Origin of the sequence: Bacillus sp. 105MF, assembly GCF_000374885.1 — a bacterium.
Lineage (GTDB): Bacteria > Bacillota > Bacilli > Bacillales > Bacillaceae_G > Bacillus_A > Bacillus_A pseudomycoides.
In genome coordinates, this window is the sequence record NZ_KB895567.1 from 153,229 (window position 1) to 174,772 (window position 21,544).

General features: G+C 37.9%; 21 protein-coding genes and 1 other annotated feature. All 21 genes read right to left on the reverse strand.

The features are described from left to right. Window position 1 precedes the first annotated feature (1 nt). The gene (pyrD, locus tag C564_RS0106040; RefSeq protein ID WP_018764743.1) at window positions 2-913 is read right to left on the reverse strand and encodes a dihydroorotate oxidase B catalytic subunit; all 912 of its coding nucleotides are present in this window, start codon (window positions 911-913) and stop codon (window positions 2-4) included. Beyond that, window positions 910-1,689, reverse strand: a complete 780-nt coding sequence (gene pyrK / locus C564_RS0106045; protein WP_018764744.1) for a dihydroorotate oxidase B electron transfer subunit — start codon at window positions 1,687-1,689, stop codon at window positions 910-912. The genes pyrD and pyrK overlap by 4 nt, the downstream gene beginning before the upstream one ends. After that, window positions 1,686-4,904: a carbamoyl-phosphate synthase large subunit gene (carB, locus tag C564_RS0106050; protein ID WP_018764745.1), complete on the reverse strand. Its 3,219-nt coding sequence runs from the start codon at window positions 4,902-4,904 to the stop codon at window positions 1,686-1,688. Before carB ends, pyrK begins: the two co-directional genes overlap by 4 nt. Next, window positions 4,889-5,986: a carbamoyl phosphate synthase small subunit gene (locus C564_RS0106055; RefSeq protein ID WP_018764746.1), complete on the reverse strand. Its 1,098-nt coding sequence runs from the start codon at window positions 5,984-5,986 to the stop codon at window positions 4,889-4,891. The genes carB and C564_RS0106055 overlap by 16 nt, the downstream gene beginning before the upstream one ends. Further along, the gene (gene pyrC, locus C564_RS0106060) at window positions 5,983-7,269 is read right to left on the reverse strand and encodes a dihydroorotase (RefSeq protein WP_018764747.1); all 1,287 of its coding nucleotides are present in this window, start codon (window positions 7,267-7,269) and stop codon (window positions 5,983-5,985) included. Before pyrC ends, C564_RS0106055 begins: the two co-directional genes overlap by 4 nt. Further along, window positions 7,253-8,167, reverse strand: a complete 915-nt coding sequence (pyrB, locus tag C564_RS0106065) for an aspartate carbamoyltransferase (protein ID WP_018764748.1) — start codon at window positions 8,165-8,167, stop codon at window positions 7,253-7,255. Before pyrB ends, pyrC begins: the two co-directional genes overlap by 17 nt. A gap of 148 nt (window positions 8,168-8,315) precedes the next feature. Continuing rightward, window positions 8,316-9,599, reverse strand: coding sequence for a uracil permease (uraA, locus tag C564_RS0106070; RefSeq protein ID WP_003199817.1), 1,284 nt, complete (start codon window positions 9,597-9,599; stop codon window positions 8,316-8,318). 147 nt (window positions 9,600-9,746) lie between these two features. Beyond that, window positions 9,747-10,289 carry a bifunctional pyrimidine operon transcriptional regulator/uracil phosphoribosyltransferase gene (pyrR, locus tag C564_RS0106075; RefSeq protein WP_001156487.1) on the reverse strand — a complete coding sequence of 181 codons (543 nt, stop codon included), beginning with the start codon at window positions 10,287-10,289 and terminating at the stop codon, window positions 9,747-9,749. 204 nt (window positions 10,290-10,493) lie between these two features. Further along, the gene (locus tag C564_RS0106080) at window positions 10,494-11,402 is read right to left on the reverse strand and encodes an RluA family pseudouridine synthase (protein ID WP_018764749.1); all 909 of its coding nucleotides are present in this window, start codon (window positions 11,400-11,402) and stop codon (window positions 10,494-10,496) included. A 4-nt stretch (window positions 11,403-11,406) separates the two neighbouring features. Continuing rightward, the gene (gene lspA, locus C564_RS0106085; RefSeq protein ID WP_018764750.1) at window positions 11,407-11,865 is read right to left on the reverse strand and encodes a lipoprotein signal peptidase LspA; all 459 of its coding nucleotides are present in this window, start codon (window positions 11,863-11,865) and stop codon (window positions 11,407-11,409) included. A gap of 123 nt (window positions 11,866-11,988) precedes the next feature. Beyond that, window positions 11,989-12,318, reverse strand: a complete 330-nt coding sequence (locus C564_RS0106090) for a molecular chaperone DnaK (RefSeq protein ID WP_018764751.1) — start codon at window positions 12,316-12,318, stop codon at window positions 11,989-11,991. Window positions 12,319-12,544: 226 nt separating this feature from the next. After that, entirely contained in the window at window positions 12,545-15,310 is a 2,766-nt protein-coding gene (ileS2, locus tag C564_RS0106100; protein WP_018764752.1) for an isoleucine--tRNA ligase, read from the reverse strand. 74 nt (window positions 15,311-15,384) lie between these two features. Beyond that, window positions 15,385-15,609 (reverse strand) — a binding site (T-box leader). 51 nt (window positions 15,610-15,660) lie between these two features. Next, window positions 15,661-16,167, reverse strand: coding sequence for a septum site-determining protein DivIVA (gene divIVA, locus C564_RS0106105; RefSeq protein WP_016116021.1), 507 nt, complete (start codon window positions 16,165-16,167; stop codon window positions 15,661-15,663). Between the two features lie 91 nt (window positions 16,168-16,258). Beyond that, on the reverse strand, window positions 16,259-17,032 hold the full coding sequence (locus C564_RS0106110) for a YlmH family RNA-binding protein (protein WP_003208221.1): 774 nt from the start codon (window positions 17,030-17,032) through the stop codon (window positions 16,259-16,261). Window positions 17,033-17,047: 15 nt separating this feature from the next. Continuing rightward, window positions 17,048-17,311, reverse strand: a complete 264-nt coding sequence (locus tag C564_RS0106115) for a YggT family protein (RefSeq protein ID WP_003199802.1) — start codon at window positions 17,309-17,311, stop codon at window positions 17,048-17,050. A gap of 6 nt (window positions 17,312-17,317) precedes the next feature. After that, window positions 17,318-17,782: a cell division protein SepF gene (locus C564_RS0106120; RefSeq protein WP_003199801.1), complete on the reverse strand. Its 465-nt coding sequence runs from the start codon at window positions 17,780-17,782 to the stop codon at window positions 17,318-17,320. A gap of 19 nt (window positions 17,783-17,801) precedes the next feature. Beyond that, window positions 17,802-18,476 (reverse strand): YggS family pyridoxal phosphate-dependent enzyme, encoded by a 675-nt coding sequence (locus tag C564_RS0106125; RefSeq protein ID WP_003199799.1) that lies wholly within the window; start codon window positions 18,474-18,476, stop codon window positions 17,802-17,804. 5 nt (window positions 18,477-18,481) lie between these two features. Next, entirely contained in the window at window positions 18,482-19,291 is an 810-nt protein-coding gene (pgeF, locus tag C564_RS0106130) for a peptidoglycan editing factor PgeF (RefSeq protein WP_018764753.1), read from the reverse strand. A 115-nt stretch (window positions 19,292-19,406) separates the two neighbouring features. Next, entirely contained in the window at window positions 19,407-19,685 is a 279-nt protein-coding gene (locus tag C564_RS0106135) for a YlmC/YmxH family sporulation protein (protein WP_016116026.1), read from the reverse strand. Between the two features lie 150 nt (window positions 19,686-19,835). Continuing rightward, window positions 19,836-20,615, reverse strand: coding sequence for an RNA polymerase sporulation sigma factor SigG (sigG, locus tag C564_RS0106140; RefSeq protein ID WP_003199794.1), 780 nt, complete (start codon window positions 20,613-20,615; stop codon window positions 19,836-19,838). Between the two features lie 194 nt (window positions 20,616-20,809). Continuing rightward, complete coding sequence (sigE, locus tag C564_RS0106145) at window positions 20,810-21,529, reverse strand: RNA polymerase sporulation sigma factor SigE (protein ID WP_003199790.1); 720 nt, start codon at window positions 21,527-21,529, stop codon at window positions 20,810-20,812. Window positions 21,530-21,544 lie beyond the last annotated feature (15 nt).

Here is a 21,544-nt window from a genome sequence, read left to right on the forward strand (position 1 = left end):
TTTATTTCCAGCTCCTTCCCTGACATTCCGAAATGTGATCAAATCCTAATTCATCTAATAACGCTGGTAATTCTTCAATAATTGTTGGACATACGAACGGATCAACAAAGTTCGCTGTACCAACTGCAACTGCGCTTGCACCAGCGTAAAAGAACTCAATTACATCTTCTGCTGATTCAATACCGCCCATTCCGATAATGGGAATGTTAACCGCTTGACTCACTTCATGTACCATACGAATCGCCACTGGCTTAATTGCAGGTCCTGATAGTCCGCCTGTACGGTTTGCTAAAATGGGTTTTGCTGTTTTTAAATCTAGACGCATACCAAGCAATGTATTAATCATCGTTAATCCGTCTGCACCTGCATTTTCAATTGCCTTCGCAATCTCTACAATGTTTGCCACGTTCGGTGACAATTTCACATATACCGGCACTTCAGAAACCTCTTTTACTCGCTTCGTTAAATCAGCAGCAATTTCTGGGACAGTACCAAAAGCTATACCACCCGTTTTTACGTTTGGACAAGAAATATTTAATTCTAGCGCATGAACATTCGGTGCTTTTGAAATTTCCTTTGCAACTGCTACATAATCCTCAGCTTGTGAACCTGCAACGTTCGCAATAATCGGAAGATCGAATTGCTCTAGCCATGGTAATTCAGAAGTCATTACCTTTTCTAGCCCAGGGTTTTGAAGCCCGATTGCATTTAGCATTCCGCCTGGTGTTTCAGCAACACGAGGCGTTGGATTTCCATAACGAGGTTGTTCTGTCGTTGCTTTAATCATGATTGATCCAAGTACGCTTAAATCATAAAATTGCGCATACTCACGACCAAACCCGAAGCAACCAGAAGCTGGGATGATTGGATTTTTCAACGATAATCCTGGTAATTCAACTTGCAATCTGTTCATAGTACAACCTCCCCGATTGGAAATACTGGCCCGTCGCTACACACCTTCTTGTAAGAATGTCCGCTTGGATCTTCTTGCAAGTGACATACACATGCGAAACATGCTCCAATACCACAGCCCATACGTTCTTCTAGTGAAATGTAGGCTTTTTTCTCTTTATAACGACCTTCTAATGCACGTAGCATTGCCAAAGGTCCACATGAGTATAAAATGTCAAAGTCGATTCCATAAGCATCAATCACATCTGTTACAAATCCCTTTGTACCATGTGTACCATCAACTGTTGCCACATACGTATCGCCAAGCTCTGCAAATTTCTCTTCGTAGAAAACAACATCTTTTGTTTGGAAACCTAAGATGTGAATGACACGTACACCCTTTGCAACAAGACGCTGTGATAACTCATAAAGTGGTGGTACACCAATCCCTCCACCTACTAATAGAGCTGTTTGCCCAGCTTCCGCTTCTTCTACAGGAAAACCATGGCCTAATGGTCCTAATACATCTACAATTTCACCTTGTTTTCTCTTTGCTAGTGTTTTTGTTCCTTGTCCTTCCGCACGATATAGCATTGTAAATTCGTTCTTGTCTTGATCGACATTACAAATACTAATTGGGCGGCGCAGAAGGGGCGTAATGCCCTCTGCTACCTTAATGTGTACAAACTGCCCTGGTTCGTTCATTTGCTGTACAAGATCACCTTGAAGCACTAATTCATAAATATTTTTTGCGATTTCTGTTTGGTTAACGACGATCATATTTTGCTTTTGCATCATGCATGTACCACCTCGTGACGCTGCGCTGGCGCGATTTCTTTCATTGCGTGAGCTGAGAATGTCATGGATTCTAGTACTCTTAAAATTGCTCTTGTTGTATCAAGTGAAGTTAAGCAAGCCACACCATTTTCTACTGATTCACGGCGAATGCGGAAACCATCACGCGCTGGTTGTTTTCCTTTTGTTAACGTATTGATTACAAACTGTGCTTTCCCTTGACGGATAATATCAAGTAAGTTGTAGTCTTCAGAATCAATTTTGTTTACAACTTGCACCGGAATGTTTTTCTCTGTTAACGATTGTGCTGTTCCTGCTGTTGCTAATAAGTTATAGCCGATTTCATGGAAGCGTTTTGCAATTTCCATTGCTTCTTCTTTATCTTTATCCGCCACAGTAATGATTACTGATCCGTGCGTTGGAATGTTAATTCCAGAAGCAACAAGTCCTTTATATAGTGCTTTTTCAAGCGTTAAGTCTTTCCCCATTACTTCCCCTGTTGATTTCATTTCAGGCCCTAATGTTGTATCAACTGAACGTAGTTTCGCAAATGAGAATACTGGAGCTTTTACATACACTTCATTCTCTTCTGAGCGATAGCCAGTTTCATATCCTTGTTCTACAAGATTTTGACCTAAAATAACTTTCGTTGCGATATTCGCCATCGGTACGCCTGTAATTTTACTTAAGAATGGTACTGTACGGCTCGCACGTGGGTTTACTTCAATTACATACACTTCGTCTTTGAATACTACAAACTGGATATTCAGTAATCCAACAATGTTTAATCCTCTTCCAAGTGCAATTGTATTTTCGATAATTTGTTCTTTCAGTTTTGCAGATAAGCTTTGCGGTGGGTATACTCCAATTGAGTCACCAGAGTGAACTCCAGCGCGTTCAATATGTTCCATAATACCTGGAATGAATACATTTTCACCGTCTGAAATTGCATCTACTTCAATTTCTTTACCAACCATATAGCGGTCAATTAATACTGGATGATCCGCATGAACTTTAACCGCATTTTTCATGTAATGCAGTAGTTCTTCTTGACGATATACGATTTCCATCGCACGCCCACCAAGTACGTAAGATGGTCTTACTAATACTGGGTAACCAATTTCTTCAGCGATTGCTACCGCTTGTTCTACAGTCGTTGCTGTTTTACCAACTGGTTGCGGGATACCAAGCTGTGTTAAAGCTGCTTCAAATTTATCACGATCTTCTGCACGGTCTAAATCTTCAAGTGATGTTCCTAAAATTTTCACACCGTGTTCTTCTAATTTAGCAGCTAAGTTAATTGCCGTTTGTCCACCGAACTGAACGATAACACCTTCTGGCTTCTCTAAATCAATGATGTGCATTACATCTTCGATTGTTAATGGTTCAAAGTATAATTTGTCAGAAATACTGAAGTCTGTTGAAACTGTTTCTGGGTTATTATTAATAATAATTGCTTCATATCCGGCTTCTTTAATTGCCCATACAGAGTGAACTGTTGCATAGTCAAACTCAACACCTTGACCGATGCGGATTGGACCAGATCCAAGTACAACTACGCTTTTACGATCTGTAACGATCGATTCATTTTCATCTCCATATGTGCTGTAGTAGTAAGGTGTTGCAGATTCGAATTCTGCCGCACAAGTATCTACCATTTTGAATACTGGCGTCATGCTATTTTCTTTACGCACATCATAAATTTCACGTTCTGTTTTACCCCAAGCAGCTGCGATGTAATGATCACTGAAGCCCATTTCTTTTGCTTCTTGTAATACTTCCATATTTCCTACATTCGCTTTTACTTCGCGTTCCATGTTTACGATGTTTTCGACTTTTTGTAAGAAGAAGAAGTCCATTTCACACCATGCGTTGATTTCTTCTTTCGTTACACCTTGACGGATCGCTTCTGCTACAACAAACAGGCGCTCATCATCTGCTTTTATAATACGTTTTTTCATCGTTTCTTTATCAAGTTCTTTTAAATGATCTAGTTCTAGGTGATAAATACCAAGCTCTAGAGAACGAACTGCTTTTAGTAATGATTCTTCTAGGTTACGTCCGATAGACATAACTTCACCAGTTGCCTTCATCTGTGTACCAAGCGTTCTGTTTGCTGATTCAAACTTATCAAATGGCCAACGTGGAATTTTAGAAACAACATAGTCTAGTGCTGGTTCGAAACATGCATATGTTTTTTGTGTTACTGGGTTTACAATTTCATCTAATGTTAAGCCGACTGCAATTTTCGCTGCTAACTTCGCAATTGGATATCCTGTTGCTTTAGATGCTAGTGCAGATGAACGACTTACACGTGGATTTACTTCGATTACATAATATTGGAAGCTATATGGATCAAGTGCAAGCTGAACGTTACATCCACCTTCAATTCCTAACGCACGAATAATTCGTAATGAAGTGTTACGTAACATTTGATACTCACGGTCACTTAATGTTTGGCTCGGCGCTACAACGATAGAATCACCTGTGTGAACCCCAACTGGATCGATATTTTCCATGTTACATACTACGATGGCATTGTCGTTTGAATCACGCATTACTTCGTATTCGATTTCTTTACAACCAGCAATACTCTTTTCTAATAAACATTGCGTTACCGGGCTATGTTTTAAACCACTTGTTACGGTTTCAATTAATTCTTTTTCATTGTGGCAAATACCGCCGCCTGTTCCGCCAAGTGTAAATGCTGGGCGAACGATCACCGGATACCCAATTTCTTTTACAAATTCATATGCTTCATCAAGCGTATGAATGATTTCACTTGGTGGTGTTGGTTCATTTAACTCTTGCATTAATGTACGGAATAGATCACGATCTTCCGCTTGCTCAATTGCTGATAATTTTGTTCCTAAAATTTCAACTCCACACTCGTCAAGCACACCTGATTTCGCAAGTTCAACAGCCATGTTTAAGCCCGTTTGACCACCTAATGTTGGTAAGATTGCATCTGGACGTTCTTTACGAATAATACGGCTTACAAATTCTAATGTTAATGGTTCAATATATACTTTATCTGCTGTTGCAGTATCTGTCATAATTGTTGCTGGGTTAGAGTTAACAAGGATTACTTTGTAACCTTCCTCTTTAAGAGATTGACAAGCTTGTGTACCAGAGTAGTCAAATTCCGCTGCTTGCCCAATTACAATTGGTCCTGATCCGATTACTAAAATTGTGTTAATGTCTAAGCGTTTTGGCATAACTCTTCCCCTTCTTTCTTGAAGTTTTCAATCATTGTTAAGAAATCTTCGAATAAATCATTTGCATCTTCTGGTCCCGCTGAAGCTTCTGGATGATATTGCACTGTAAATGCTGGGAACTTCTTATGACGAAGTCCTTCTACAGTTCCATCATTTAAAGCTACATGCGTAATTTCAAGATCTGTATTTTCAACTGACGCTTCTTCTACTGCGTAACCATGGTTTTGAGAAGTAATTGCTACTTTTCCAGTTGCAAGATGTTTTACTGGATGATTTAAACCACGGTGACCGAATTTTAACTTACTTGTATTCGCACCAGATGCTAGAGCAAACAATTGATGTCCAAGGCAAATCCCGAATAAAGGTACTTTTCCGATGATTTCTTTTAACATTTCAATTGCTTCTGGTACATCTTTTGGATCACCAGGTCCATTACTTAACATAATTCCGTCTGGACTAAGGCGTAAAATTTCTTCCGCTGTTGTATTGTAAGGTACAACGATTACATCACAATCACGTTTATTTAGCTCGCGCAAAATACCGTGCTTCATTCCGAAGTCTACAAGTACAACACGATGGCCACGGCCTGGACTTGGATATGGATCTTTTGTTGATACGCGTTTCACATGATCTGTAAAGACTGTCGCTTTTAATTGGCTAACGATGTACTCTACATCCGCATCCATGTTGCAAAGACGCCCGCGCAGTGTTCCATATTGACGAATTTTTCGCGTTAATTTTCTTGTATCAATTCCTGCGAGTCCGGGAATATTTCTTTCTTTTAAGTAATCATCTAACGAAATTTCATTACGGAAGTTAGATGGGTGATCACAAATTTCGTTTACTATTAAACCATTTACAGATGGATGAATTGATTCGAAATCATCACGGTTAATGCCATAGTTTCCGATTAATGGGTACGTAAATGTTACAATTTGACCGCAGTATGATGGATCAGATAATGTTTCTTGATATCCAGTCATTCCTGTTGTAAATACAACCTCACCTGACTTTTCGATCTCTCCTCCGAAACCTTTTCCAATTAATACTGTTCCATCTTCTAAGATAAGCTGTCTTTTCATACTAATGCACTCTCCTTTTGCCATGCGATCTTACCGCCAACTATTGTCATAACCGGCCATCCTTGACACTTCCAGCCTGCAAACGGCGTATTTTTTCCTTTTGATAAGAATGTTGTTGGATCAATTTCTTCTTCTTGTTCTAAATCGATAATTGTAATATCTGCCGCTCTTCCTTCCTGCAAGCGACCTGCTTCTAAACCAAATGTATCAGCTGGTTTTTCTGTTAAGAATTGAATCAATTGTTCTAATGTGATAATCCCCTTTTTCACAAGGTTTGTATATAGTAATGGGAATGCTGTTTCAAAACCAGTAATTCCAAATGGTGCTCTTTCAATACCTTGTGCTTTTTCTTCTGCTGCATGCGGTGCATGATCTGTTGCGATTATATCGATTGTTCCATCTAATAATCCTTCAATTAAGGCTTCGTGATCTTCTTTTCCTCGAAGCGGTGGATTCATTTTAAAGTTTGGATCAACACCTGGGATATCATCTTCACATAATACTAAGTGGTGCGGTGTTACTTCTGCTGTCACTTTAATTCCAGCACGTTTTGCATCACGAATCACTCGTACAGATCCTTTTGTACTTACGTGACATACGTGATAGTGGCAATCTGCCGCTTCCGCAAGTAATATGTCCCGGGCAATATGTACAGATTCACATACTGATGGGATACCGTTTAATCCGTGTTCCTTAGAAAACTTCCCTTCATGTACACAACCTTTATTAATTAGTGTATTTTCTTCACAGTGTGCAACGACTGCCATATTTAATTTTGCTGCACGTTTCATAGCAGCTAGCATCATGCTTGCATCTTGTACGCCTACTCCATCATCAGTAAACGCGAATGCTCCAAGTTCTTTTAATGTTTCAAAGTCTGTCATTTCAGAACCTGCTTGACGTACTGTAATTGCGCCATATGGCAGTACATTTACATGTGCTTTTTCTTTAATTCGTTTTTGTAAGTCTTCCATATGTTCTTTACTGTCTGGTACTGGGCGTGTATTTGGCATTGCGCAAATTGTTGTAAATCCACCTTTTGCTGCTGCAAGCGTACCTGTTTCAATTGTTTCTTTATGTTCACCACCTGGTTCGCGAAGATGAACGTGTACATCTACTAGTCCAGGTGCGATTAATTTTCCATTTACATCGATTACTTCAACATTATCTGCCGTAATATTTTCTGCTACTTTCGCAATTTTACCGTCTTGTACAAGAAGATCTGTTGCTACAATTTTTCCTTCTTCATTTAGATAACGTCCATTTTTAAACAAATAATTCATGTTTCATTCCTCCTAATACATTTGGTAATGCGCGTTTTAGTACAGCCATTCTTACGTAAACTCCGTTTTCCATCTGTTTGAAAATGCGGGAACGCTCACACTCAACGAGTTCGCTCGCAATTTCTACATCGCGGTTTATAGGAGCTGGATGCATAATAATGCTTCCTTGTTTCATACGTTTTTCTCGTTCAATTGTTAATCCGTGCTGTTCATGATACTCTTTCATGATGTCTGTTTCATAATGGTCATGACGCTCATGTTGCACACGAAGTAACATCATCACATCAACTTCTGGAACAAGTTCATCTAAACTTCTGTATGTTCCGAATGTGTTAGTTTCATCTTTCCACTCTTCTGGGCTAGCAAAGTAAATTGTTGCTCCTAGTTTCGTTAATGCTTCAGCATTAGAGCGGGCTACTCGGCTATGGCGGATATCTCCAACAATTGCAATCTTTAATCCTTCGAAGCTTCCAAACTCTTGTTTAATTGTTAAAAGGTCTAGCAAGCATTGTGTTGGATGATTTCCACATCCATCTCCAGCATTTAGGATTGGAATATTTACTTTATCTTTTAGCTCATCGAAGTAGCGATCTTGCTGATGGCGGATGACTACTGCTTTTGTTCCGATTGATTCTAGTGTTCTTATCGTATCGTATAATGTTTCTCCTTTTTGTACGCTAGAAGAATCTGCTGAGAAGTTTAATACGTCTAGTCCTAATCTCTTCTCGGCAACTTCGAAGCTAAACTTTGTTCTCGTACTATTTTCGAAAAATAAGTTCGCTACAAACGTTTGCTCTGTTGTTTTTTTACTTCTTCCATTTGCGAAATCTTCTGCGTCTTTTAGGATTTCCGAAATCTCTTCTTTCGATAATTCACTCATCGTTAACAAATGGCTCATTGTCATCCCTCATCTTTCTGATTTTTATGATAACACTTTTGTATTTATATAACAACGATTGCATAAAAATACCCTAATCGTATGAGACTAGGGTGCGAGAAAAAAGCCACCCTTTTCGGTCTCACAGGACTGAATTAAAAGGTTGTTTTTATGAAGCAATCTGCTTAGATTGTTGTTTCTGTTTCATTTCAGGTAACAGTAGATTTAACAGTACGCCAACGATTGCTGCAAGCGCCATTCCTTCTACTTGGAATGATTCTCCGACACGAAGTACCGCGCCACCAATACCGATTACCAGAATCACTGATGCAATCATTAAGTTTCGTTTGTCGCTTAAGTCTGTTTTATCATCTACCATCATGCGTAAACCGCTTGATGCGATTACTCCAAAGAGTAAGATTGATACGCCCCCCATAACTGGTGTTGGAATCGAGTGAATCAGTGCGGAAATCTTACCAATAAATCCGAACATAATCGCGAAGACTGCTGATCCGATGAATAAGTATACACTGTAAGCTCTCGTAATTGCCAGCACACCTATGTTTTCACCGTATGTTGTATTTGGTGGTCCACCAATTACTGATGCGATTAATGTCGCTACACCATCTCCAAAAATCGAGCGATGTAAACCTGGTTTTTCAATTAAATCTCGCTTAATAACATTTCCAAGTACGATTTGATGCCCGATATGTTCTGAAATTGTTACAAGTGCTACTGGCACCATTAAGAGTACAATCTTCCATGAAAACTCTGGCGTGTAAGTTACAAATGGTACGACAAAGTCTGGTACATCAAACCATTTCGCCTCAGCTACTGGCTTTAAGTCCACCAATCCTTGGAAGTAAGCGAAGATATATCCTCCGATAATCCCTAATAGAACTGGTATGATGCTGAAAAATCCTCTTCCGAATATAGAGCAAATGATTGTAATTGCTAGCGTTACTAATGCTACTGAGAAGTGTGTAACACTATACTTGCCACCTGCATCATTCATTGCCATATTCACTGCTGTGTGTGCTAATGCTAATCCGATAACCATTACAACTGGACCAACGACAATTGGTGGGAGTAACTTCATAATCCATGCTGATCCCGATTTCTTAATTCCAAGTGAAATTAAGATGTATACAAGTCCTGCTAGTAAACCACCAAGCATTGCTGCTCCTGGTCCTCCTGCTGTCTTCGCCGTAATAATCGGTGCGATAAACGCGAATGATGAGCCTAGATATGCTGGCACTTGACCTTTTGTTATAAGAATAAACGCGAGTGTTCCTAATCCACTGGAGATTAAAGCTACTGATGGATTCAATCCTGTTAAAAACGGAACAAGCACTGTTGATCCAAACATCGCGAACAAATGTTGTATACTTAAAAATAACCATTTTCCGGGTTTCGGTACTTCATGAATGTCTAACACTGGCTTTTGCTCCATTGTTATATCCTCCTTCAGTTTAAAACTTTGCAATAAAAAAACTCTTTGCGCCCTATGCACAAAGAGTCCTATACTTTCGTATGTCAAATTTGACATACGAAAGTCAAGACCCTTTGGCAGCCTCACAGGACTACATTTAAAAGGGCTTTACTTATCGTATATACTTACTCGATCTTGCTGATCCGTCTCTTGCAAATCAACTTCAATACGTTCTTCACTTGATGTTGGAATGTTCTTCCCTACATAATCAGCGCGAATTGGTAATTCACGATGACCTCTGTCTACAAGAACAGCTAATTGGATTTGTGATGGTCTACCTAAATCCATAAGAGCATCCATTGCTGCTCGAACCGTTCTTCCTGTATACAATACATCATCCACAAGAATAACTTTTTTCTTCGTAATGTCCACAGGAATATCTGAACCTTTTACAAGCGGTTCTTTATTTTTTGATTGCAATGTTAAATCATCACGATATAGCGTAATGTCTAACTCGCCTACTTCTATTTCTTTTCCTTCAATTTGACCAATTCGTTCTGCTAAACGCTGTGCAATAAAAATCCCACGTGTTTTAATTCCGACAAGAACACAATTATCGACACCTTTATTACGTTCCACAATTTCATGACTGATGCGTGTTAAAGCGCGGCGAATCATTTGGTCATCTAAAACGACAGCTTTTTCTTGCATGCTCTACACCTCCAAGCTTTTTTCTTGCGTGAGAGGAATGGTATAAAAAAAGTCCTCTCAGCGTGTGCGAGAGGACTTTTGAAAAAAGGGTACAAGTACACCCTAAGTATTTCAAACCGTTACCTTCTCAACCTCACGGGGCTGTGTTAAAGGATCATTATTCAACTGTTGCTAGTATCGCAGGTTTTAATCGTTTTGTCAATACTATTTCCGTAAAACATTTAAAACTTCTTCAAATACTGCTGGAACTGGCGCCTCAAACTCGATATATTCGCCTGTACGAGGATGATCAAACCCTAAAATCCCCGCATGAAGCGCTTGTCCATTTATATCTAATGTTTTTTTCGGACCATATTTCGGATCTCCCGCAAGCGGGTATCCAATATATTTCATATGAACACGAATTTGGTGCGTACGGCCGGTTTCTAAACGACACTCTACAAGTGTAAAGTCTTTAAATCGTTCTAACACCTGAAAATGCGTAACAGCATGCTTCCCATTTTCATCAACCGTCATACTTTGGCGGTCCTTTTTATCACGGCCAATTGGAGCATCAATTGTCCCTTTATCATGTGGAATTACACCATGGACGATTGCTTTATATCGTCTTGTTACTGTTTTTGCCACAAGCTGATTTACAAGAGATTCATGTGCCATATCATTTTTAGCAACCATCAATAAGCCAGATGTATCTTTATCAATACGATGTACAATCCCTGGACGCATTACACCGTTAATACCTGATAAATCTGTACAATGATGCATTAACCCATTTACAAGTGTACCACTTGTATGTCCAGGAGCTGGATGCACAACCATGCCACGTGGCTTATTCACAACAAGCACATCTGCATCTTCATAATAAATTTCTAAATTCATGTCTTCTGGCAAAATATCAAGCTCTTCTGGATCTGGAATTGCTACTGCAATTTCATCATTTACTTTTACTTTATAATTTCCTTTAATGTCGTTTCCATTTACGGTTACAACGCCATCTTTAATCCACTGTTGTACTTGTGAACGTGACCATTCATTGTTCACTCCCGCGAGAAACTTATCAATCCGTTCGCTCATTTGTTCTTCTGTAACTGTTACTTGTACTACTTCGCTCATTCAATTACTCCTTCATTTTCTTTCCTTCTAATAATGTTTGAATAATAATCAATACAACCCCAATACATAAAGCTGAGTCAGCTATGTTAAATACCGGATAGTTGTATGAAAAAATATACACGTGAATGAAATCCACCACTTCTTGTCTAAATACACGATCAATAAAGTTGCCAATTGCTCCGCCTAAAATAAGACCTAATGAAATCCCTAGGAGCCTATCTGTTTTTGCATACTTTTTCATATAAAATACGATAAATCCTACAAAAACAACTGTAATAATATAGAAGAACCACATTTTGTTTTCTAAAATGCCCCAGGCAGCTCCTCTATTCCGATGTGATGTTATGTATAATACATTATCGATAATCGGGATACTTGTACCTAATTCCATGTTTTTTACAATTAACCATTTCGATACTTGATCGATGGTAATGACAAATAACGCTATTAAATAATATATCATTTTCATTTCCCCCACAAAGACAGTGTACCTCAAAATTTTAGCATAGCTACGGTCTTTTCACAATGAACCTTTACGGAAGAATAAAATAAAATAAAAAAAGGTAATATAATATCGTTGTGCCTCTTAGACATTTACCTTCTCATATAAAAATTCATGAATTGTACGAGCTGTTGGCATCATTTTCATTTGCTTTACAGGAATGTATTTCCCAGTTTCCTCACAAATACCATACATATCGATTTCCATTTTAAATAATGCTCGTTCCACATCTTTTAAATCTTCTCTTATATCATGTAAAAATAATTTCTTTTTTCCATCTTCCTTCGATTCATAGCCTAATTCCAGTCCGAATTCTACATAATAAGTTTCTATCGCTTCTTTTGCCAGTCGTTCCTGTAGTTCTTTTTTCATCAATTGTAATTCTTCTTTGATTTCCATATAGATTTCATTCACGTGTACATCCCTCCCGGCTGCAATGTACCGTTAGTGTGTCCGAAATTTTCTCGCTTACCGCTCACACATTTTTCCTTCATAGGAAAGTGCTTAAAAGTTACTTCCTCCTGCCCAACAGAAAAACTTTAAGCAGTCGAACTTTTCATACATCTGTCACATGTTAAGAAGAATCCTTACTAAATACAAAAACTGACTACCGTAATAGCAGTCAGTTTTTATCACATCATTATTTTACATAATTTTCTTTTACTACTGTTGCACAACGCTCACATAATGTTTCATGTTCAGCGTCTTTACCAATTGTTTCAGAAACAACCCAGCAACGTTCACATGTTTCACCAGTTGCCTGCGCTACAACAACAGCTGTATGCTCATATTTTGGTGCACCCGCTGGAGCTTCTTCCATTGTTCCACCAAGTTTATACTCAGAGACAATAAATAATTGTTTTAAATCTTCACTAATAGACTCTAACATTTGTTTCATTTCTGCAGTTGGATATAGGGTAATACTCGCATTTAATGACTTACCGATTACTTTTTCATTACGAGCCACTTCTAAAGCTTTTAATACGTCATCTCGAAGTGTCATAAATGCATCCCATTTTGTTTTTAACGCTTCCGCACCCTCTACTTCTACAGCTTCTGGCATATCGGTTAGCTGAACGCTTTCCTCTACAACACCAGGAACATATGGCCATACTTCATCAGCTGTATGAGGTAAGATTGGTGTTACAAGTTTTGTTAATGCAACAAGAACATCGTAAAGTACTGTTTGAATCGCACGACGGTCATGATGATTTGCTGCTTCAATGTATAAAATGTCTTTTGCAAAGTCTAAATAGAATGAGCTTAAATCAATTGTGCAGAAGTTATGAATTGCATGATATACTGCCGCAAAGTCATATGTTTCATATGCTTCTTTTACTTTTGTAATTAAGTCATTTAATTTCACTAGCATGTAGCGATCTACTTCACGTAATTCAGCTTTCGCTACTATATCTTGACTTGGATTAAAGTTAGCTAAGTTTCCTAATAAGAAACGGAATGTGTTACGGATTTTACGATATACTTCTGCAACTTGTTTTAAAATATCATCTGAAATACGCACATCAGATTGGTAGTCAACAGAAGATACCCATAAACGTAAAATATCTCCACCTAATTGATCCATGATTTTCTTCGGTACAACAATGTTCCCGATAGATTTACTCATTTTACGACCTTCACCGTCTAATACGAATCCATGACTCAACACACCTTTGTATGGTGCTTTACCTGTTACTGCAACTGCTGTTGATAATGAAGAGTTAAACCAGCCACGGTATTGGTCAGATCCCTCTAAGTATAAATCAGCTGGACGTTGTAAGTCTTCGCGCTCTTCTAGGACAGCTTGGTGAGAAGAACCTGAATCAAACCATACGTCCATAATGTCTGTTTCTTTACGGAATTCGCCATTCGGACTAGATGGATGTGTAAATCCTTCTGGTAATAAATCTTTCGCTTCACGTTCGAACCATACGTTAGAACCGTTCTCACGGAATAGATCTGCTACGTGATTGATTGTTTCATCTGTAATAATTGGATCGCCATTCTCTGCATAGAAGACAGGAATCGGTACACCCCATGCACGTTGACGAGAAATACACCAATCACCACGGTCACGAACCATATTATGAAGACGTGTTTCACCCCATGCTGGTACCCATTTCGTTTCTTCAACAGCTTGTAATAACTCCTTGCGGAACGCTTCAATAGATGCAAACCATTGCGCTGTCGCACGGAAGATAATTGGTTTTTTCGTTCTCCAGTCATGTGGATAAGAATGCGTAATAAATGTTAATTTTAATAACGCGCCAACTTCTTCTAATTTTTCCGTAATTGGCTTATTAGCTTTATCATAGAATAGACCTTCAAATCCAGGTGCTTCACTTGTTAATACACCTTTATCATCAACTGGGCAAAGAACTTCTAATCCATATTGTTTCCCAACAAGGAAATCGTCTTCCCCATGTCCAGGTGCTGTATGTACACAACCTGTACCAGCATCTGTTGTAACGTGCTCACCAAGCATAACTAAAGAATCACGCTCATAGAATGGATGCTTCGCAACTGTATACTCAAGTTCGCTACCTTTAACTGTTTTCACAACTTCAGCATTTTCCCACTCTAACGTTTTAGAAACTGTGTCAAATAGTTCAGAAGCAATAATATATTTTTCATCATTTACTTTCACAATGCTGTATTCAAGTTCTGGATGAACAGAAATACCTAAGTTGGCTGGTAATGTCCAAGGTGTTGTTGTCCAAATGATAAATTTCTCGTCGCCCTCTAATACGTCTTTTCCGTCTTTTACAGGGAATGCCACATAAATAGATGCTGACTTTTTATCATTGTATTCAATTTCAGCTTCAGCTAAAGCGGATTCACTTGTTGGAGACCAATAAACTGGTTTTTGTCCTTTATAGATATAACCTTTTTTCGCCATTTCACCAAATACTTTAATTTGCTGCGCTTCATAAGCTGGCTCTAAGGTAATATATGGGCGATCCCAATCAGCACGCACACCAAGACGTTTAAACTGTTCACGTTGGCGATTCACTTGTTCGTATGCATACTCTGCACATAATTTACGGAATTCTGCAACCGTCATTTCTTTACGTTTTACACCTTTATTTGTTAAAGCTTGTTCAATTGGTAAACCGTGTGTATCCCATCCTGGTACATATGGTGCACAGTATCCAGTCATTGATTTGTAACGAACAATAAAATCTTTTAATACTTTATTTAACGCATGTCCCATATGAATGTCACCATTCGCATATGGAGGACCATCATGCAGTACAAATAAAGGACGACCTTTTGTATGTTCTTGTACCTTTTCATAAATGTTCATCTCAGCCCATTTTTCTTGCATTGCAGGCTCACGCTTTGGTAAATTCCCACGCATTGGGAATTCTGTTTTCGGCATTAGTAATGTATTTTTATACTCCACGCTTAATTCCTCCTCGAATGTATAAAAGAAAGACCCTAAAAAATGGAATAAAAAAGAGACTTTCTCATCCCTAAAAAAGGGACGAGAAAGTCTCCCGCGGTACCACCCTAGTAGACCGTACACGTATGCACAAAGTCCTCTTTATATTCTTAACGCGAATATACGCCTACGCTTACTTTTTTGTTCAGCGCGGAACTCCAGGGTGATATTCCCATTTATCTCCTTATCCTGAGCTTACACCGTCCTCAGTTCGCTATATAAGGTATGAAAAAGGTACTTATCCCTATCTTCGTTTTTCTTAATAAATATGTTGTTTAAAATTATATGTAATAATGAGAAAAACGTCAAGCTTACACTGTTTCTTCTTTCTTTAATAGCTCGTCCACTTCTTCTTCTAGCTCAATTAATTTGTCCCAATCATCGTTGTTTAACATTTCAAGCTGTGCTTCTAATAACATACGGAAACGCGTACGGAATACTTTCGCTTGTTTCTTTAGCTCTTCAATATCAAATGCAACTTTTCTTGATTTTACTAAAGCTTCATTAATGATACGATCTGCATTCTTTTCTGCTTCACGTACAATTAATTTTGCTTCTTTTTGTGCATTACGCTTTACTTCTTCCGCCGCTTCTTGTGCAACAACGATAGACTTATTTAGCGTGTCTTCAATGTTAGAAAAATGATCTAATTTACCTTCTAGTTGAGCAACTTTTTCTTCTAATGCTTTTTTCTCGCGAATGACCAATTCATAATCTTTGATGATCTGATCAAGAAACTCATTTACTTGATCCTCATCATAGCCACGGAATCCGCGACCAAATTCTTTGTTATGAATATCTAATGGTGTTAACGGCACAAACGCCACCTCCAAGTAGTTATCTGAATTTTCCTCTTTTAATTATATCTTTTCTTCGACAAAATAAGGGATTTTCCTTCTAAAAAACCAATCATTTTAGTATACCATACAAAACTCGCCATTTGTCGCGTTTCGTTTTTCCTTCTACAGAAAATAATTTACTCCGGCCATATCCCCTAATTGAAAAAACATCACCCGGAAAACACTCATATGCAGTTTGTTCAACAGTTTTCCAGTTCACTTTCACAAGACCGTTTTTTATAAGCGGTTGTACTTTTTGCCGTGATAGATGAAGCATTTCAGCTAGCAGGACATCTAATCGAAGGGATGAAACAGTTCCAGACTGCTCTTTCCATTCTTCTTGCAATCGTAATACTTTGTCTGCTTGTACAGAGGAAAGTGAGACCGTCATTTTCCCTATTGATTGTAAATTCATTTCAATGTAAGAAACAATTTCTTTTGCAACTATAATTTGGGCACGATTTTCTTGAAGCAAAATATCACCACACTTTTCTCTTGTAAGACCAAGAGACATAAATGCACCTAATATTTGCCTATGTTCAAGCGTATAAAACTTGGAAGGATAGTCAATTTCTAATACTTCAACTTGGAAATCTTCTTCATTTAAATCAAGATAACTCGGATAAATAAGAGCTCTTTTCCTTTCCGCTTTTGGCTCAGCACCATAAAGACGCAAAGTAGCATCCCCTTGATTTCCAATTATCGTAGCAACAATTTGCTGCTGACGCGGATCCAGAAAATCCGTTAATTTCACTTGATGATATTCTTCAGCCACCTGTTTCCACTCTAACACTTTATCGACAAAGACCACTTCTTCGGGTCTAAAATGCTCATAGATGCTCATTCATTCAACCTCTTATTACAAGAAATAACGAAACAGACTTACTAAACCACTACTAGCCAATCTCAACGCAATAATTGCAACAATTGGAGAAATATCAATCATGCCAAAAGGTGGGATAAATCTCCGAAACGGTTCTAAATATGGTTCACAAATACGTGATAGAAAATCACCAAATGTTGATTCTCTAGCCCCTGGAAACCAAGATAGAAGGATATAGATAATAAGCGCCCAGGAATAAATCTGGATGATCCAAAGCAATGCTTGTAAAATAATCGTCATGGCGTATTACCACCTCTTTATATTTGTCTCTTCCTCTTCACCGAACAACTCAGAAATGGCCCCAACAATATCCACAGTCTCAGGTGTACAAATAAATGTTTTCGGTCCTAATTTTTGAATATCCCCGCCTATAGCGTATACAGTACCACTTAAAAAGTCAACGATACGCACAGCTTGATCTGTTGACATCCTTTGCAAATTAATGACAACCGCTCTTCTTCCCTTTAAATGATCCGCAATCCCTTGTGCTTCCGAATATGTGCGCGGTTCTAACAAAACAACTTTGGAAGATTGCTTTGCTGTTTCAATACTTACAATATTTTGTTTCGGCTGTGCTTTCGTAAGTGGAATATCCTGCTGCTCTGGTGGATCTTGTTGTTTTTTCATTTCAGCTTGCTCCTTTTCCTTTTCGTAAGCTTCTCGCTCTTCTGGAGTGTCAAAAAAGAAGTATTTTACTTTTGACCAACTCATAATAACATTCTCCTTCCTTTTATGCTTTTCCTACTAAAATCGTTCCCAAACGAATATATGTAGCACCTTCTTCAATTGCAATCGTATAATCATTTGACATTCCCATTGATAACTCTTTACACGGAGCGTATGATAATCCTAGTTCTTGTACTTGTTTTTGCAAACCACGCAATTTCTTAAAACAATGACGAATTTCGGCTTCTTCCTCAGTAAATGGTGCCATTGTCATCAATCCAACAACTTCAATTTTATCAAATTCTTGCAAAGCACGAATAAACGCAATCGTTTCCTCAGCCGCTATCCCTTGCTTTGATTCTTCAGACGATGTTTTCACTTGTACAAAACATCGAACCTGCTTTGTAGTACGCTTTTGAATTTCTTTCGCAAGTGAAATGCGATCTAATGAATGCAAATAATCAATCTCATTAATAATTTCTTTTACTTTTCTCGTTTGTAACGAACCAATGAAATGCCAATTTACTTTTGAACCAAAATGCTCATACTTCTGTAAAAAACCTTCATTACGATTCTCACCTAAATCAGTAAGTCCAGCTTCTATTACTTCATTTGTTTTTTCAATTCCTACTGTTTTTGTTACTGCAACGAGCTTAACCTCTTGTGCCGATCGCTCTGCTCGTTCACATGCTATTTTAATTTTCTCGTTTACAAATGCTAAATTCTCTTGCACTACCACTGTTTTCAATCCTCCTTAAAGCCTATGAAACTCAACATTCTTCCTGTTTTTCCCCGATCACGACGATGTGAGAAAAACAATTGTTCTTCACAGCTTGTACAAAGAGACGACATCATAATATGCTCTTCTTTTATGCCAGCTTGTATGCATAATATGCGATTGATTTCTTTTAAATCAATTGCATATTGTCCGTCTGAAATCAATTTATATGGAACATGTCCGTTTACCGCTTGTTTTGCTGCTGATAATACGCGATCATCAACTACATAACAGCAGGACCCTATGGCTGGTCCAATTGCAACATAAATCTCATGAGCTGGCACCCCTTCCGCACGCCACTTTTGAATCATTTCTTTTGCAATTTCTTTTACAGTGCCTTTCCATCCAGCATGTGCCAGTCCTATCATACCTTGTGATGGTGCATAGAAATAGAGTGGAACACAATCAGCATAACAAGATGTTAAACATACATCTCTATCAGTCGTATAAATACCATCTGTGTTTGGAATACCATCTTCATATGAATAGATTCCTCGCCCTTTTTCTTGCTGTCCTACTTTTTCAACATGATGATCATGAACTTGTTCTGAACAAATCCAATTTTCTAATGTTTTTTGTAACTTGTTCGCTAAAATACGTCTATTTTCATGAACATTTTCCATCATATCATTTACATGTAATCCTAAATTCATCGCATGAAAGGAGCCTGTACTTACTCCACCATCTTTTGTCGTAAATCCTGCAGTAATGTTTCCAAGTTCTTTCCACGCTTGTAAATACAATATACCGTCCTCATATATAAATGGTTCTCTCATAAAGCGGCTCCTTTTAATAAAATAACATAAAAAGCATGGTACTTCCTGTCTATTTTACCATACTTTTATTTTTCCATAATGACAACATAAAAAAAAGAGGAATTTGTAATATTCTTTAAGAAATTGTCGGTGTTTGTATTGATTCTGTTACAGAATTGACATGATCAGCTCTTACTAATATTACATCCTCTCCAATTTTTACGATTTGCTTCCACGGAATAACAAACTCTGCTTCTTTCCCAAATATTCCTAACATACGTGTTTGCTTTGAAATAATGACAGCTTGAATCTTCCCTGTATTCATATCAATATCGATATCGCTAATGTTTCCAAGTTTTTTTCCGTCAGAGACATTTACAACATCCTTAATTTGAAACTCTGAAATTCGTATCATTGTCATTCTCCCCTTTTATGTTGTGTAATCGATAAGTCTCCTTCTGCCAGCGGTTTCACTTTACTGTCATTATATGAACACGCAATCTTTCCTATGAACAGAATCTCGGGGCACGCAACATAAAAAGATCTCATCGTAAATGATGAGACCTTATCCTTGAATTGTTTTATTCATTTGTTTAATTGCTGATTTTTCAAGGCGTGATACTTGCGCTTGAGAAATCCCAATTTCTTCGGCAACTTCCATTTGTGTTTTCCCTTGAAAAAAACGTTTTCGGATAATCATTTTTTCGCGATCATTCAATCGTTTCATTCCTTCTTTCAACGCCAATTCTTCCACCCATTGCTCGTCCCTTTGTTTATCATCACTCAGTTGATCCATCACAAAAATAGGATCGCCCCCATCATTATAGATTGGTTCAAATAGTGATACTGGATCTTGAATGGCATCAAGTGCAAAAACGATTTCTTCATGTGTCACTTCAAGTACTTTTGCAATATCCATCGCCGTTGGTTCTTTTGAATTTTCAGCAATTAGCTTTTCTCTTACCTGTAATGCTTTATACGCAATATCTCGCAACGAACGAGAGACGCGAATTGGATTGTTATCACGCAAATATCTACGAATTTCTCCAATAATCATTGGCACAGCATATGTTGAAAATTTAACATTTTGGCTTAAGTCAAAGTTATCAATGGATTTCATAAGTCCAATGCAGCCGACTTGAAATAAATCATCAACAAATTCTCCTCTGTTGTTAAATCGCTGAATGACGCTCAGTACAAGACGTAAGTTTCCATTTACTAATTTCTCTCTTGCGCTTATCTCTCCACTTTGCATTTCTCGAAATAATTTACGCATCTCTTCATTTTTTAGTACTGGAAGTTTAGCTGTATCAACACCGCAAATTTCTACTTTGTTTCTCGTCAAAGTGTTCCCTCCTATCGGGAGTTGCTGTACAGTGTAAAGTATCTCCTTTGGAGGGAATTTTATGCATACCGTTTTTCTGTCACTTTTAATAAAAATATCATTCGTGCTTTACTCGGAAATACAACAAAACCAATCGGAATACCGATTGGTTTTGTACAATCTCCTTGATGATCTAACCTTTTAACAACGTCACTTTATACCATTTTATTAAATTCTTTTCGAAGCCTTTTTATAATTCTCTTTTCAAGTCGAGAAATATAAGACTGTGAAATCCCTAGCATATCTGCCACATCTTTTTGTGTTTTTTCTTCTCCCCCTGCAAGTCCAAAACGGAGTTCCATAATTTGTTTTTCACGATCATTCAGTTGGTGTAGTGCTTTCTTAAGAAGATGTCTGTCTACATTAGCCTCTAAATCTTTTGTAATAATATCATCATCCGTACCAAGAACATCTGATAGTAACAATTCATTCCCATCCCAATCAATATTTAATGGCTCATCAAATGACACTTCTGAACGATTTTTATTATTTCTACGTAGATGCATTAAAATTTCATTTTCTATACAACGTGATGCATAAGTCGCTAATTTTATTTTCTTTTCAGGGTTAAATGTATTCACAGCTTTAATAAGACCAATTGTTCCAATACTAATCAAATCCTCAATATTAATTCCTGTATTTTCAAATTTACGTGCTATATACACAACAAGCCGTAAGTTACGCTCAATAAGTAATGACCGTGCTGCTTGATCACCTTTTGGCAATTTATTGAGGAGTACTTCTTCTTCCTCTTTTGTTAAAGGCGGTGGCAATGCCTCACTTCCACCGATATAGTAAATTTCATCAGTCTTAATTCCAAGTTTCAGCAATACTTTATACCAAAGATATGTGAAATAAAATTTTATTTTCGTCATATTCTCCCGCCTCTC

Excerpts from the sequence above, each read along its gene's own strand:
- C564_RS0106120 (WP_003199801.1), bottom strand. The coding sequence starts at position 17,782 with ATGAGTTGGTCAAAAGTAAAATACTTCTTTTTTGACACTCCAGAAGAG.
- pyrC (WP_018764747.1), bottom strand. The coding sequence starts at position 7,269 with ATGAATTATTTGTTTAAAAATGGACGTTATCTAAATGAAGAAGGAAAA.
- carB (WP_018764745.1), bottom strand. The coding sequence starts at position 4,904 with ATGCCAAAACGCTTAGACATTAACACAATTTTAGTAATCGGATCAGGA.
- C564_RS0106135 (WP_016116026.1), bottom strand. The coding sequence starts at position 19,685 with ATGATACGAATTTCAGAGTTTCAAATTAAGGATGTTGTAAATGTCTCT.
- pgeF (WP_018764753.1), bottom strand. The coding sequence starts at position 19,291 with ATGAGAGAACCATTTATATATGAGGACGGTATATTGTATTTACAAGCG.
- C564_RS0106115 (WP_003199802.1), bottom strand. The coding sequence starts at position 17,311 with ATGACGATTATTTTACAAGCATTGCTTTGGATCATCCAGATTTATTCC.
- uraA (WP_003199817.1), bottom strand. The coding sequence starts at position 9,599 with ATGGAGCAAAAGCCAGTGTTAGACATTCATGAAGTACCGAAACCCGGA.
- pyrR (WP_001156487.1), bottom strand. The coding sequence starts at position 10,289 with ATGCAAGAAAAAGCTGTCGTTTTAGATGACCAAATGATTCGCCGCGCT.
- C564_RS0106080 (WP_018764749.1), bottom strand. The coding sequence starts at position 11,402 with ATGAGCGAAGTAGTACAAGTAACAGTTACAGAAGAACAAATGAGCGAA.
- C564_RS0106110 (WP_003208221.1), bottom strand. The coding sequence starts at position 17,032 with ATGAGCATCTATGAGCATTTTAGACCCGAAGAAGTGGTCTTTGTCGAT.
- sigE (WP_003199790.1), bottom strand. The coding sequence starts at position 21,529 with ATGACGAAAATAAAATTTTATTTCACATATCTTTGGTATAAAGTATTG.
- lspA (WP_018764750.1), bottom strand. The coding sequence starts at position 11,865 with ATGATATATTATTTAATAGCGTTATTTGTCATTACCATCGATCAAGTA.
- pyrB (WP_018764748.1), bottom strand. The coding sequence starts at position 8,167 with ATGAGCCATTTGTTAACGATGAGTGAATTATCGAAAGAAGAGATTTCG.
- pyrK (WP_018764744.1), bottom strand. The coding sequence starts at position 1,689 with ATGATGCAAAAGCAAAATATGATCGTCGTTAACCAAACAGAAATCGCA.
- C564_RS0106055 (WP_018764746.1), bottom strand. The coding sequence starts at position 5,986 with ATGAAAAGACAGCTTATCTTAGAAGATGGAACAGTATTAATTGGAAAA.
- pyrD (WP_018764743.1), bottom strand. The coding sequence starts at position 913 with ATGAACAGATTGCAAGTTGAATTACCAGGATTATCGTTGAAAAATCCA.